General features: G+C 66.4%; 11 protein-coding genes, 1 other RNA gene and 1 pseudogene. 4 read left to right on the forward strand and 9 right to left on the reverse strand.

Going from position 1 to position 13253, the window contains the following annotated elements; all coding sequences use genetic code 11:
• Positions 1-111: 111 nt before the first annotated feature.
• The 6 genes from ntrX to dusB are packed head-to-tail and all read right to left on the reverse strand — an operon-like array spanning position 112 to position 7539.
• Positions 112-1497: a nitrogen assimilation response regulator NtrX gene (gene ntrX, locus ACZ46S_RS14215; protein WP_464062241.1), complete on the reverse strand. Its 1386-nt coding sequence runs from the start codon at positions 1495-1497 to the stop codon at positions 112-114.
• Entirely contained in the window at positions 1494-3719 is a 2226-nt protein-coding gene (locus tag ACZ46S_RS14220; RefSeq protein ID WP_464062243.1) for a sensor histidine kinase NtrY-like, read from the reverse strand. The genes ntrX and ACZ46S_RS14220 overlap by 4 nt, the downstream gene beginning before the upstream one ends.
• A 21-nt stretch (positions 3720-3740) precedes the next feature.
• On the reverse strand, positions 3741-5201 hold the full coding sequence (ntrC, locus tag ACZ46S_RS14225; RefSeq protein WP_295738192.1) for a nitrogen regulation protein NR(I): 1461 nt from the start codon (positions 5199-5201) through the stop codon (positions 3741-3743).
• Positions 5202-5205: 4 nt separating this feature from the next.
• Entirely contained in the window at positions 5206-6351 is a 1146-nt protein-coding gene (locus ACZ46S_RS14230) for a two-component system sensor histidine kinase NtrB (RefSeq protein ID WP_008494106.1), read from the reverse strand.
• Between the two features lies 1 nt (position 6352).
• Positions 6353-6487: a hypothetical protein gene (locus tag ACZ46S_RS14235; protein ID WP_464062246.1), complete on the reverse strand. Its 135-nt coding sequence runs from the start codon at positions 6485-6487 to the stop codon at positions 6353-6355.
• Entirely contained in the window at positions 6484-7539 is a 1056-nt protein-coding gene (gene dusB, locus ACZ46S_RS14240; protein ID WP_295738185.1) for a tRNA dihydrouridine synthase DusB, read from the reverse strand. Before dusB ends, ACZ46S_RS14235 begins: the two co-directional genes overlap by 4 nt.
• A gap of 144 nt (positions 7540-7683) precedes the next feature.
• Here dusB and ispF point away from each other — a divergent pair.
• A pseudogene (ispF, locus tag ACZ46S_RS14245) lies at positions 7684-8169 on the forward strand (2-C-methyl-D-erythritol 2,4-cyclodiphosphate synthase); the annotation flags it as partial.
• A 431-nt stretch (positions 8170-8600) separates the two neighbouring features.
• Here ispF and ACZ46S_RS14250 read toward each other — a convergent pair.
• Positions 8601-8903, reverse strand: a complete 303-nt coding sequence (locus tag ACZ46S_RS14250; RefSeq protein WP_008494109.1) for a putative quinol monooxygenase — start codon at positions 8901-8903, stop codon at positions 8601-8603.
• 160 nt (positions 8904-9063) lie between these two features.
• Positions 9064-9445, reverse strand: a transfer-messenger RNA (tmRNA) gene (ssrA, locus tag ACZ46S_RS14255).
• A 94-nt stretch (positions 9446-9539) separates the two neighbouring features.
• Between ssrA and ACZ46S_RS14260 the strand changes: the two genes are divergently transcribed.
• Both ACZ46S_RS14260 and ACZ46S_RS14265 read left to right on the forward strand, forming a co-directional pair.
• Entirely contained in the window at positions 9540-10373 is an 834-nt protein-coding gene (locus ACZ46S_RS14260) for a thymidylate synthase (RefSeq protein ID WP_295738176.1), read from the forward strand.
• Positions 10373-10852, forward strand: a complete 480-nt coding sequence (locus ACZ46S_RS14265; RefSeq protein ID WP_464062248.1) for a dihydrofolate reductase — start codon at positions 10373-10375, stop codon at positions 10850-10852. Before ACZ46S_RS14260 ends, ACZ46S_RS14265 begins: the two co-directional genes overlap by 1 nt.
• 144 nt (positions 10853-10996) lie before the next feature.
• Here the strand turns inward: ACZ46S_RS14265 and ACZ46S_RS14270 are convergent, their stop codons facing one another.
• Positions 10997-12151, reverse strand: coding sequence for an ABC transporter substrate-binding protein (locus ACZ46S_RS14270; protein ID WP_464062249.1), 1155 nt, complete (start codon positions 12149-12151; stop codon positions 10997-10999).
• 64 nt (positions 12152-12215) lie between these two features.
• On the opposite strand from ACZ46S_RS14270, the gene ACZ46S_RS14275 reads away from it, so the two are divergent.
• Positions 12216-13214, forward strand: a complete 999-nt coding sequence (locus ACZ46S_RS14275) for an NAD(P)H-quinone oxidoreductase (RefSeq protein ID WP_464062251.1) — start codon at positions 12216-12218, stop codon at positions 13212-13214.
• The last annotated feature ends 39 nt before the right edge of the window (positions 13215-13253 follow it).

Below are 13253 nucleotides of genomic sequence, written 5' to 3' on the forward strand. Positions count from 1 at the left end.
AAACTTTTATTAGAGCATCAAGCTTTTAGCTCGATGCTCTAAATTTTGTTTTAGCGAGCAATTTCATGTGTTTATTTTGACGCTGGCGCGTCAACCTAAACACATATTGCTCTAAGCGACTTTGTCCTCCGCCGCGCCGATCCCCAGCTGCTTGAGCTTGCGATGCAGCGCGCTGCGCTCCATGCCGACGAAATTCGCCGTGCGCGAAATATTTCCGCCAAAGCGCAAAAGCTGCGCCTGCAGATATTGCGTCTCGAACACATCCCGCGCCTCGCGCAGCGGCAGCGCCATCACATCCGCCGCCGGGTCGATCGCCAAGGCACGTGGCGCGTGCGCGGCCAGCTCGGTCGGCAGATGCTCGGCATGGAACAGCTCGCCCGGCTCGTTCGAGCGCATGATCATCAGCCAATCCATCACATTGCGCAGCTGCCGGACATTGCCCGGCCAGTCATGCGCCTGCAACGCCGCCACCGCGTCCGAGGCCAGGCTGCGCACCGGCAGGCCGGAAATCTCCGCCGCATGGCGTAGGAAATGGTTGGCCAGGGCCGGAATATCCTCGCGCCGTTCCTTCAGCGCCGGCACCCGCAGCGGCACCACGGCAAGCCGGTAATAGAGATCCTCCCGGAACCGCCCCTCGGCGATTTCCGCGGTCAGATCCTTCGCCGTGCTGGCCAAGGCGCGGATATCCACCTTCACCCTGGTATTGCCGCCAACCCGCTCGAAGCTCTGGTCCTGCAGCACGCGGGCGATCTTGCTCTGCATCTCCAGCGGCAGCTCGGAGACCTCGTCCAGCAGCAACGTGCCGCCATGGGCGCGCTCCAGCACGCCCAGCTTGCGCGGGGCCTCGGTGGTGGCCTCGGTGCCGAACAATTCCGCCTCGAAGGTCTCCGGGGCCAGAATCGCGCAGTTCATCACCACGAAGGGCCCATCCGCCCGGCGGGATTTGGCGTGGATCATCCGCGCCACGATCTCCTTGCCCGAACCTGGCGGGCCGGAGATCAGCACGCGCGAGCCGGTGGGGGCGACTTTCTCGATGGCGTTGCGCAAGGAGGCGATGCCGTTGCCCTCGCCGGTCAGCTTGGTGTCGCTGCCCACGCGCAGCCGCAGCTCGGCATTCTCGCGCTCCAGCTTGGCGGCTTCCAGCGCGCGCTTGACCACCAGCAGCAGACGGTCCGAGTTGAACGGCTTCTCGATGAAATCATAGGCGCCGCGCTGGATCGCCGCCACCGCGGTCTCGATGGTGCCGTGGCCGGAGAACATGATGACGGGCACGCGCGGCACCTCCTGGTGCAGCACGTCGAGAATGCCGATCCCGTCCAGCTTGGAGCCCTGCAGCCACACATCCAGGATGACCAGCGCCGGGCGCCGGGCGCGGTACGCCGCCAGCGCCTCGTCCGAGGTACCGGCACAGCGCGCCTCATAGCCCTCATCCTTCAGAATCGCTTCGACCAGCATGCGGATATCCGGCTCGTCATCCACGATCAAAATTTCAGTCATTCTGCAGGCAACTCCCTCGCATCCTCTACGGCGGCGCCCTCCGGCAGCACCGGCAAAATCAACGACACCTCGGCCCCGACGCCGCCCGGTGCCTCGCGCAATGCCAGCCGTCCGCCATGGTCCTCCATGATCTTGGCGACGATGGCAAGGCCAAGCCCGGTGCCTTTCGGTTTATGCGTCACGTAAGGCTCGGTCAGCCGGTCGCGCCCGGCCTCCGGCAGCCCCACCCCGTCATCGGTGACGCTGAGCACCGCCATGCCGTTTTCCTCACGCAGCCGCAGCGTCACATGGCTGGCGCCCGGGCGCATCTCCACCGCATCGGCGGCGTTCTGCAGCAGGTTGGTCAGCGCCTGGCCGATCAGCCGGCGGTCGCAGCGGGCGCGCAGCTTCGCCTCGATCTCGACCTGCCAGTCAATGTCCCGCTTCGCCACACGTTGCAGCACCATCGCCTCGCGCGCCAGCCGCTCCAGGCTCTCCGGGCGCATCACCGGCTGCGGCATCCGCGCGAAGGCGGAGAATTCATCCACCATCCGGCCGATATCGCCGACATGCCGCACGATGGTCTCGGCGCATTGGGTGAAGCTTTCCGGATCGGAGGTGATCTCCTTGGCGAAGCGGCGCTTCAGCCGTTCGGCGGAGAGCTGGATCGGGGTCAGCGGGTTCTTGATCTCGTGCGCGATGCGCCGCGCCACATCGGCCCAGGCGGCCTTGCGCTGGGCGGACAGCAGCTCCGTCACGTCATCGAAGGTCACGATGAACCCATCCGCCACGCCTTCCTTCATCTCCGCGCCGATGCGCACCAGCAGCACCCGCTTGCCCGCCCCCTGCCCATGCTCGATCTGCGCCGTCGCCGGGCGTTCGGGGGTGGCGCTCACCTGCGCGATCAGAGCAGCGAATTCGGGCACCAGCAAGGCAAGATACTGGCCGACCTGCGGTGTCAGATCGAGCCGCAGCAGTTCGGAGGCGGCGCGGTTGGCCAGCTCCATGCGCCCGGCGGCATCCAGCCCGATGACGCCGGCGGAGACGCCGGCCAGCACGGTTTCGGTGAAGCGCCGCCGTTCATCCAGCTGGTTGTTCACATCCATCAGCTCGGAATGCTGGGCGGCGAGCTGGGTGGTCATGCGGTTGAAGGCGCGCGAGAGCCCTTCCATCTCGTCGCCGGTGGCGCGCTCGGGCACGCGCACATCGAGATCGCCCTGGCGCACGCTCTCGGCGGCGCGGATCAGATGGCCGAGCGGCTTGGCGATCTGGTTGGCGATGACGAGGCCGAATCCGACCAGGGCGGAGAGCACCAGAAGGGTGAGCACCGCGATGATCAGCGCGAAGGAAACTTCCAGCTGGGCGCGGTTCTTCGCCAGACGCTGATATTCCTCGACCGCCTGCTGGGTGCGGTTGACGTGATCCAGGATCGCCGGGTCCACCGGCTTTTCCAGCATCAGCATCAAAGGCGGGGTGATGTCGAGCTTGATCACCGCCTGCTCGGCGGTGCTGCCCGGCGGGCTGATCACCGGCACCTGCCCGGCATTGGCCTGGGCGATCACGGCGCGGTCCGGCACGGTATTGACCATGCCGGCGAACAGCCCGGCGGAGGCGATGACCTGGCCGCTGCGCGGGTCGAAAATCTCCGCCTCGGTCAGGCCGCGAATCGTGGTCTGGCTGACCAGATAATTGGCGAACTCGTTCGGATTGCCGAAAAACACCGAGCCGGAGAGGTCGTTGGCCATCGCCAGCGCATCCAGCCGGATGTCGTTCTCATGCTCGGTCAGATAACCCTGGGCGACCTGGTTGCTCTCCGCCAGGGCGGTCTGCACCCGGGTGTTGAACCAGGCCTGGACGCCGAAATTGAAGAAGACGATGGCGAAGATGGCGACCAGCACGGCCGGCACCGCGGCCACGCCACCGAACAGGAACACCAGCCGCACATGCAGCCGCGCCCCGGCGGCGCCGCGCCGATGCTCCAGCATCACCCGCGTCACCCGCCCGGCCAGCACCAGGATCAGCAGCAGCAGGGCGGCGAAATCCGAGACCATCAGCGCCAGCGCGCCGCCGGAATGCAGCGAGAGATGCACCCGTCCCGCCAGCAGCCCGAAGGTGAGGATGCCCAGCACCAGCGCCACCGAGGCGACCAGCAGGGTGGAGACGCGCCCCAGCATCAGATCCACCGCCCAGGTGAGGCCCGAGCGGCGGGGGCGTTTTTCAGCGATGTCCCGAGCCTCGCTCATCCAACACGGCGCTGCACGGTGTTAACCAACACGGCGTTGCACGCCGATACCATGCTCGCGGATCTTCTTGCGCAGCGTGTTGCGGTTGAGCCCGAGCAGGGCGGCGGCGCGGATCTGGTTGCCGCGCGTCTCCGCCAGCGTCATGCGGATCAGCGGGCGCTCCAGCTCGGCCAAAGCGCGCTCATACAGCACCCCTTCCTCGCCGGATTCGCGCAAGCTCGCCAGCAGCCGGCCGATATGGCGCTCGACCACGCTGGTCATGTTGTCGCTCTCCTCGCCGCCGCTCATCGCCATCGCCGGCTCTTCCACCGGGGTATGGTCGGCCAGCTCCTGGGCGATCACCTCCTCGGTGATCACCGGCTGCGGCACCAGGGCGGTGAGGCGGCGGATCACGTTTTCCAGCTCGCGCACATTGCCCGGCCAGCGATAGGCCGAAAGCAGCGCCATCGCCGCCGGGTCGATGGTCTTCGCCGGCAGCCCCTCGGCCTGCGCCTTGCCCAGGAAATGCTGGGCCAGCACGGGGATGTCGTCCGGCCGCTCGCGCAAGGGCGGCAGCCGGATCGGCACCACGTTGAGCCGGTAGAACAGATCCTCGCGGAACTGGCCGGAGCGGATCAGCGCGCGCAGATCCCGGTGGGTGGCGGCGACGATGCGAACATTGGCGCGGATCGGCTGGCGCCCGCCCACGGTGGTGAACTCGCCCTCCTGCAGCACGCGCAGCAGGCGGGTCTGCGCCTCCGGCGGCATGTCGCCGATCTCATCCAGAAACAGCGTGCCGCCGGCGGCCTGCTCGAAACGGCCGATATGGCGGTTGGTGGCGCCGGTGAAGGCGCCGCGCTCATGCCCGAACAGCTCGCTCTCGATCAGCTCGCGCGGGATCGCGGCCATGTTGATGGCGACGAACGGCCCTTGCCGCCGGCGGCCGAAATCATGCAGGGCGCGCGCCACTAGCTCCTTGCCGGCCCCGGATTCGCCGTTGATCATCACCGTCAGATCGGTGGTGGTGAGGCGGGCGATGATGCGGTAGATTTCCTGCATCGCCGGGCTGCGGCCGATCAGCGGCATCGCCTCGTCGGGGCCGGGTTTCTGCGCCTCCGGCGCCGCCGCCAGCGCGATCGGCTGCTTCAGCGCCCGGTCCACCACCGCCAGCAAATCGGTCAGGTCGAAGGGCTTGGGCAGATATTCGAAGGCGCCGCGCTGGGTCGCCTGCACCGCCGTGGTCAGCGTGCTCTGCGCGCTCATCACGATCACCGGCAGCTCCGGGCGGATGCGGCGGATGCGCGGGATCAGATCCAGCCCGTTCTCATCCGGCATGATGACATCGGTGATGGCGACATCGCCCTCCCCATCCTCCACCCAGCGCCAGAGCGTCGCGGCGGAGGAGGTGGCGCGCACCTGATACCCGGCGCGCCCCAGGGCCTGGGTGAGCACGGTGCGGATCGAACGGTCGTCATCGGCGACGAGTACGGTGGGAAGCGTCATGGGCTTAATTCACGCCTTCTTCGGGGTCTTCAAAAACGGGCAGATGGATGCGGAATTCGGTGCGGCCGGGGTGGCTGTCGACATCGATGAGCCCGCCATGATCGGCGACGATCTTCGCCACCAGCGCCAGACCCAGCCCGGAGCCCGCCGCCTTGGTGGAGACGAAGGGCTCGAACAGATGCCGGCGGATATCCTCGGGGATGCCGGGGCCGTTATCGCGCACCGCAACGAAGATCGGCAGATTGGGGCGCGAGCGACCGGCCGAGGCGGAGAGCCGCACCCCATGCTGGAAGCCGGTGGTGAGATGGATCTCGCCATCCTGGCGGTCGCCGCCCTCGATCGCCTCGGCGGCGTTCTTGACCAGGTTCAGCAGCACCTGGATCAGCTGGTCGCGGTCCCCCAGTACATGCGGCAGCGAGGGATCGTAGCTCTCGATGAATTTCACCTTGGCGGCGAAGCCGGAGGCGGAAAGCTTGCGCACATGCTCCAGCACCCGGTGGATATTCACCGCCTGGCGCTCCAGCGTCTTTTCGCCGAAGGTCTCCATCCGCTCGACCATGGCGCGGATGCGGTCCGCCTCGTCGCGGATCAGCACCGCCAGCTCGCGGTCCTGCGGCGGGGAGCTGAGCTCCAGCAGCTGGGCGGCGCCGCGAATGCCGGAGAGCGGGTTCTTCACCTCATGCGCCAGGATCGCCGCCATGCCGGTGATCGAGCGCGCCGCGTTGCGCGCCGACATTTGCTGGCCCAGCGCCTTGGCGGCGGATTCGTCCTGCAAGGTGAGCACCACGAAGCCAGGCTGGTCCAGAAGCGGGGCGGCGAGCACGGCGCAGCCGCGCCTGGTCATGCGCGGGCCCTCCATGATCAGATCATGCTCGGCGATGGTGACGCCGGCCGAGCGGGCGCGCTCCATCATCAGGAAAATCGGGTGATCCACCGGCAGCAATTCGCTGAGATTGGTCATCTGCAGCATGGTCTTGGAGGCGCCGAAAAACTCCTCGGCGGCGTAATTCACCTCGGCGATGATGTCCTGCTCATCCACCACCACCACGGCGATGGGCATGGCCTCCAGGATCTGCGCGGGGTCGAGCTTGACCTGCGTCTCGCGCGGCGCCCGGCGCACCAGCTTGAAGGCCTTTCTGAACCCGCTCATTTCACGCCACTCCTTCGTCGCGGCGCAAAATGATTTTTATCTGCGCGCGTGGCCGCCCCACCACCCCCGCGCGCTTATGTTGATCCGCGCGCGGCCGCCCCACCATCCCCGCGCGCGTGACTTTTTCCGTCATCATGCCGCCATCGCCATTTCGTCCTGGCGGATGAAGCCCTGTTCGATCAGCGGGTCGTAGAATTCATGGATCAGCGCCTCCACCGCGGCGCCGTCATCCAGCCGGTTGATCCGGGCGCGGAACCCGGCCGAGCTGTGCAGCCCCTGGCTGTACCAGGCGACATGCTTGCGCCCCAGCCGCACCCCGGCCTGCTCGCCGAAATGGCCGCGGATGGCGCGGTAATGCTGGAGCAAAATCTCCTTCTGCGCGGCCAGGCTCGGCGGCTGGGTACGGGTGCCGGTGGTGAGATAATCGATCACCTGCCGCAGGAACCAGGGCCGGCCATAGGACCCGCGGCCGATCATCACCCCATCCGCCTGGGACCGGCGCAGCGCCTCGGCGGCTTTATCAACGCTGGTGATGTCGCCATTGACGATCACCGGCAGGCTGGTCGCGGCCTTCACCTCGGCGATGAAATCCCAGTTCGCCACCCCCTCATAGAATTGCTGGCGGGTGCGGCCATGCACGGTAAGCAGCGCGATGCCCGCCTGCTCGGCGATGCGCGCCAGATTGGGAGCGTTCAGGCTGTTATGGTCCCAGCCCATGCGCATTTTCAGCGTCACCGGCACATTCACCGCGCGCACGGTGCTCTCCAGGATGCGCCCGGCCAAAATCTCGTCGCGCATCAGCGCCGAGCCGGCGGTCTGGCCGATCGCCACTTTTTTCACCGGGCAGCCGAAATTGATGTCGATCAGATTGGCGCCGAGCCCGACGGCGATCTTCGCCGCCTCGGCCATCGCCTCCGGGTCGCAGCCGGCCAGCTGCACCGAATTCGGGCCGCCGGCGGAGACCACTTCGGCCATGCGCAGCGTGTTGCGGTTCTCGCGCACCATCGCCCAGCTGGCGATCATCTCGGAGACGACCAGCCCCGCCCCTTGCTCTTTCACCAAAGCGCGAAAGGGCAGATCCGTCACCCCCGAGAGCGGGGCGAGGATGACAGGGTGATCCAACCGCACCGCCAGGGGGCCCTGGCCGATGGTGATCGGTTTGATCATGGGGAAGACGTCGTTGCTCATGATTTGGGCAAATTATTCCGCCTTGCCGCGCCGCGCAATGCGTCAGCTCTTCTTTTTAGGCGCGGCCCCTTTGCCGGCGGCGCTTATTGACGCTCTGGCCTTGGCGCGTGCATTCCAGGCCGGAGCATCATCAGGAGACAGGGCATGATTCCGCGCATCGGCACCGGCTACGACGTTCACGCGATGGCGGAGAACCGCGACATGATCATCTGCGGGGTGAAGCTCCCGCATGAGATGGGGCTGGCCGGCCATTCGGATGCGGATGTCGGCATCCATGCGCTGTGCGACGCGATTTATGGCGCGCTGGCGGAAGGCGATATCGGCCGGCATTTCCCGCCCTCCGAAAATGAGTGGAAGGACATGGACAGCGCCCGCTTCCTGCGCCACGCCGCCGAGCGGATCAAGGCGCGTGGCGGCAGGCTGGCGAATGCGGACATCACCATCATCTGCGAACGCCCGAAAATCACCCCGCATGCCACGGCCATGCGCCAGCGCCTGGCGGATCTGCTGGGGGTGTCGATCGATCTGATCTCGGTAAAGGCCACCACCTCCGAGCGTCTGGGCTTCACCGGCCGCGGTGAGGGCATTGCCGCGCAGGCGGCGGTGATCGTGCTGGTGCCGGAGGGGTAAGCGCCCGACCAGCTCGGGAGCTGCATGAAAAAGCGCCGGAAGCCTGCTTCCGGCGCTTTTTGTTTGCGCATCATGAAGCATTTTGCATGCGTCGCGAGGGGGGAATTTAATCTATACCAAGCTGATGAAGAAAACTTCATTAGCCCAGCTTTTTGGTATTGCTGCGCTGCGAATTGGCCGGTTTCGCTGTTTCATCCGGCCAGTTATATACTCCACCCATAGGATGAGTGTTCTCTCCTATTTCTTGGACGTTTCCTCCCTAAACTTGGCGGTGCTTTTCTGCACCGCCTTTTTTTTTGCGCTGTCGGCGGGGCCGGATGGCTAGAGCATCAAGCTTTTAGCTTGATGCTCTAAATTTTGCTTTAGCGAGCAATTTTATGTGTTTATTTTGACGCTGGCGCGTCAACCTAAACACATATTGCTCTAGCGCCTCAGGCGATCTGCTTGGCGGCGATGATCACCGGCGGGCTGCCGAGCAGCGGGCCGGCGGCGGACAGGGCGGCTTTCAAATGCGCGCTGGCCATATGCGCGTCCACCGCCGCCTGGTCGGCATAGGCCTCATAGACGATGAAGGTGCCGGGCGCGTCGGTGGCTTCGTGCAGGGTGTAGGTGACATTGCCCGGCTCCTGGCGGGTGGCGGTGACCAGCTCTTCCAGGGTCAGGCGCAGTTCGGTCCCGCGCCCGGGGGCGGCGGTCAGGGTCGCGAAGACATAGACGATTTTGTTGTCCACCATGAGGGGTTCCTCTGTCTGTTTTGTGTCTGGTCTGTCTGCGGATGGCGCGCGGCCCCGCGCCTGGCGGGGCCGGGCTGCGCGGGAAGGATGATATCGCGGCGGGAATGGCGGGCAAGGCTGCGCCGCTCTGGCACAGAGCGGGCCGAACACCGATCCGCGAAGTGGGGGGCTTCTGTTGCCCGGCGCCCCCGAGCCGCGCTTTAGCTACTGATTAGGCAGCTGCAGCGAATGCAACGTTGTTATCGTTCGCATTTAAAAATTAGCCCGATAACGGCGGTACAATGCCGGGCAAAAGATGGGTCTTTACCACGCGTGTCGAGTCTATTTCGCCCCCGTGAATTTCCCTGGTCGCGCCCTGATGACGAAGCGGCGAACGCCGCGAAGTCTGAATCAGGCCGTGGCGGCCCCTCGGGGCCGCAAGAAATATGGAGGCGCCGGGTACCGCCCCCGGGTCCACAACGCTTATTCCACGCACCGTTTATCGCCATAGTCAGCAAGCTGACGAGGCTGATATAGGCGCCCTTCGCGGTTTGTGAAAGAGCCCCCGTGCTGGCCAGACTCGGCCCGGTATGGGAGAGAGGGGGATGATACGCCGCGCCTTGGGATGCGGCCCGCGCGCAAAGATTGAGGTGAGCCTTGCAGCAATATCACGATGCCCTCCGCACGGTGCTGGAGTTGGGCGAGAGGTCGAGTGACCGCACCGGCACCGGCACGGTTTCGTATTTTGGGCTGCAATCGCGCTATCGGCTGGCGGACGGGTTTCCGCTGGTGACGACGAAGAAGCTGCATCTGCGCTCGATCATCCATGAGCTGCTCTGGTTCCTCGCCGGCGACACCAATATCCGCTACCTCAACGAAAATGGCGTGACGATCTGGGATGAATGGGCCGATGAGCAGGGCGATCTCGGTCCGGTCTATGGCCGCCAGTGGCGGGCCTTTCCGGCGCTGGAACCGGCCGGGCTGGAGCAGGATGGCGCCCCGCTCTACCGTGCCCGCGAGATCGACCAGATCGCGCAGCTGGTCGAAATGATCCGCAAAACCCCGGATAGCCGCCGGCTGATCGTCTCCGCCTGGAATCCCGGCGACGTGCCGCAGATGGCGCTGCCGCCCTGCCATACGATGTGGCAAATCCGGGTGCTCAACGGCAAGCTGCATTTGCAGCTCTATCAGCGCTCGGCGGATATGTTCCTGGGGGTGCCGTTCAACATCGCCTCCTACGCGCTGCTGCTGGTGATGCTGGCGCATGTCACCGGCTATGAGCCGGGGGATTTCGTGCATACGCTGGGCGACGCGCATATTTATTCCAACCATATGGAGCAGGTGCGGCTGCAGCTCTCGCGCACGCCCAAGCCGTTGCCCAGCCTGCGGATCAAGCGCCAGGTCAGCTCGATTTTCGATTTCCGCTACGAGGATTTCGAGATTATCGGCTACGATCCGGACCCGGCGATCCGCGCCCCGGTGGCGGTCTGATGCTGAGCCTGATCGTCGCCCGGGCGCGCAATGGCGCCATCGGCCGGGCGGGGGCCATTCCCTGGGATGTGCCGGAGGATCTGAAATCCTTCCAGCGCGAGACGCTGGCCGGGGTGGTGATCATGGGGCGCAAGACCTGGGAGAGCCTGCCGGTGAAGCCGCTGCCCAAGCGGCTCAATATCGTCGTCTCGGCACGGACGGGGGTGGCGGAGCTGGTGGCGCCGGATGTGCGCGCGGCGGTCGCTCTGGCCTATGAGCGTGGCCATGACCGGGTTTACGGCATTGGCGGGGCGCGGATCTATCAGGAGATGCTGCCGCTCGCCGACCGGCTGCTGATCTCCGAGGTCGGGCTGGACGTTGCGGATGCCGATACGTTCTTCCCGGATTTCCCGGCGCGGGATTGGCGGCTGGTGCATGAGCGTGTGCTGCGCGCCGCCGCGCCGCATTGCGTGCTGCGGGAGTATCTGCGCCGCGCCTGAGGCGCCAGGGCGGGCGGTGGGCGCGGCTTAGAGCAATATGTGTTTAGGTTGACGCGCCAGCGTCAAAATAAACACATGAAATTGCTCGCTAAAACAAACTTAGAGCATCAAGCTAAAAGCTTGATGCTCTAAAAGCTGAAGGCTCTAGACCGGGACCAGCGCCCCGTCCTTCCAGATCTGCAGGGTCACGAAGCTGGCGATGTTCTGGCCGCTGGCGTCGAACCGCGCGCCGAAGCCATTGGCCAGCGCGCCGGGCGCCAGATTGAGCTGGCGCAGGGCCGCGATCAGCTTCGCCGGGTCGCCGCCGGCCGCGTTCAGCGTGTCGAAGCTCAGCTTGGCGCCGACATAGGCGGTGCAGCTTTCCGCCGAGCGCGGCGGCACCGCGAAGCGGGCCGTATAGGCCTTCGCCACCGCCTGGGCGGGGCCGGGGAAAAACGGCGCGGCGATGACAAAGGTGCCGTTCAGCGCCCCGCCCAGCGCCACCTGGGTATCGCGCAGCCCGTAGCCGCTGCCGCAGCCCAGCAGCGCATCCGGCCGCCAGTTCAGGTTTTTCATCGCCTGGAACAGCGCCAGCGTGTCATCCGGCCCGGCGGCGTGCAGCAGCACCTCCACCTTGGCGCGCATCATCCGCCCCACCTGCTCGTAAAGCCCGGCCGCATCCGTCGGATAGCCGGCGGAGAGCGCCACGCTCTGCCCCGCCTTGCCCAAGGCCGCCAGCGTCGCCGCCGCGATCGCCCCGTCAGTGGCGCCGGTATTGAACAGCAGCCCGAGCTTGCGCTTGGCGAAGCGCGCCTGCACCGTCGCCGCCGCCAGCCCGCCGATCATGCTGGTGGTGGGCGCGGTGCGCAGCAGGAATTTGAAGCCGCGGGTCATGATGCCATCCGCCGGGGCGGTCAGCTCGATGAACGGGGTCTGCGCCAGCTCCGCCGCCGCCGTCGCCGGGTAGGAGAGGGCGGAGCTGCCGCTGCCCAGCAGCAGATTGGCATGGGACTGGGTGATCAGCCCGTTCACCGCCGTGGCGGCGCTGGCCTGGGTGGACATATCCGCCGTGGTGAAGGCGATCGGCTGGCCGCCCACCCCGCCGGCCGCGTTCACATCCGCGATGGCCAGCAGAATCCCGCGCAACGCCTCATCCCCTTGCAGCGCCTCGGCGCCGGTCAAGGGCAGGGCGGCGCCGAAGCGCGCCTTCGGCGGGGTCGGGGCGGGCGGCTTCTGGGCAGTGCTGGCGGCGCGGCCCAGAGCGGGCAGGGCCAGCGCCAGACCAGTGCCCAGCAGGGCGCGGCGGGGAAGGGGGGTCATGCGCCGCCTACCTTGCACCGGCGATGGCTTGACGCAAGCCGGGCGAAGGCGTCGATATGGCGCCATGATGCTTCCCGAGACGATGCGCTTTGTCGATCTTCCCACCCCTGGCGGCCCGGAGGCGCTGGTGATCGCCCAGGGCCCGGTGCCCGTGCCGGGGCCGGATGAGATATTGATCCGCGTGCAGGCGGCCGGGGTGAACCGGCCGGATGTGCAGCAGCGCAAGGGGCTCTACCCGCCCCCGCCCGGCGCCAGCCCGATTCTGGGGCTGGAAGTGGCCGGCGAGGTGGTGGCGCTGGGCGAGATGGCAAGCGGGTTTTATCCCGGCCATAAGGTGACGGCGCTGTGCAATGGCGGCGGTTACGCGGAATATGTCGCGGTGCCGGCCGGGCAGTGCCTGCACTGGCCGGAGGGGTATGACGCCTTCAGGGCCGCCGCGATTCCGGAGAATTTTTTCACCGTCTGGGCCAATCTGTTCGACATGGCGCAGCTTGCCCCGCAGGAGAGCCTGCTGGTGCATGGCGGCACCTCCGGCATCGGCCTCACCGCCTTGCAACTCGCCCGCGCGCAGGGCTCGCGGGTTTTCGCCACCGCCGGCTCGGACGAGAAATGCGCCTTCATCGAGCGCTATGGCGCCACCGCGATCAACTACAAGACCCAGGATTTCCAGGCGGTCATCGCCCAGGCCACCGACAGACGCGGGGTGGATGTGGTGCTGGACATGGTCGGTGCCCCTTACGTCCAGCGCAATCTCCAATCCCTGGCCCCGCGCGGCCGGCTGGTGCAGGTGGCCTTCATGCAGGGCGCCAAGGCCGAGATCGATCTGCTGCCGGTGATGACCAGGCGCCTGACCATCACCGGCTCCACCATGCGCCCGCGCAGCGCCGAGGAGAAGGCGCATATCGCCGCGTCGCTGAAGCATCATGTCTGGCCGCTGCTGGCCAAGGGCAAGGTCTCCCCGGTGATCGACAAGGTGTTTCCCCTGGCCCAGGTGGCGCAGGCGCATGCGCTGATGGAGGCCAGCACCCATATCGGCAAGATTTTGCTGGACGTGGCCGGTTGAGTTTTCCCGCAAAGCCGATATGGCTGCGCCCAGACCAAC

This window comes from Acidocella aluminiidurans, assembly GCF_055383125.1.

Coding starts and splice junctions, on each gene's coding strand:
- dusB (WP_295738185.1), bottom strand. CDS start 7,539: ATGAGCAACGACGTCTTCCCCATGATCAAACCGATCACCATCGGCCAG.
- ACZ46S_RS14275 (WP_464062251.1), top strand. CDS start 12,216: ATGATGCTTCCCGAGACGATGCGCTTTGTCGATCTTCCCACCCCTGGC.
- ntrX (WP_464062241.1), bottom strand. CDS start 1,497: ATGACTGAAATTTTGATCGTGGATGACGAGCCGGATATCCGCATGCTG.
- ACZ46S_RS14265 (WP_464062248.1), top strand. CDS start 10,373: ATGCTGAGCCTGATCGTCGCCCGGGCGCGCAATGGCGCCATCGGCCGG.
- ACZ46S_RS14270 (WP_464062249.1), bottom strand. CDS start 12,151: ATGACCCCCCTTCCCCGCCGCGCCCTGCTGGGCACTGGTCTGGCGCTG.
- ACZ46S_RS14235 (WP_464062246.1), bottom strand. CDS start 6,487: ATGATGACGGAAAAAGTCACGCGCGCGGGGATGGTGGGGCGGCCGCGC.
- ACZ46S_RS14220 (WP_464062243.1), bottom strand. CDS start 3,719: ATGAGCGAGGCTCGGGACATCGCTGAAAAACGCCCCCGCCGCTCGGGC.
- ACZ46S_RS14250 (WP_008494109.1), bottom strand. CDS start 8,903: ATGGTGGACAACAAAATCGTCTATGTCTTCGCGACCCTGACCGCCGCC.
- ntrC (WP_295738192.1), bottom strand. CDS start 5,201: ATGACGCTTCCCACCGTACTCGTCGCCGATGACGACCGTTCGATCCGC.
- ACZ46S_RS14230 (WP_008494106.1), bottom strand. CDS start 6,351: ATGAGCGGGTTCAGAAAGGCCTTCAAGCTGGTGCGCCGGGCGCCGCGC.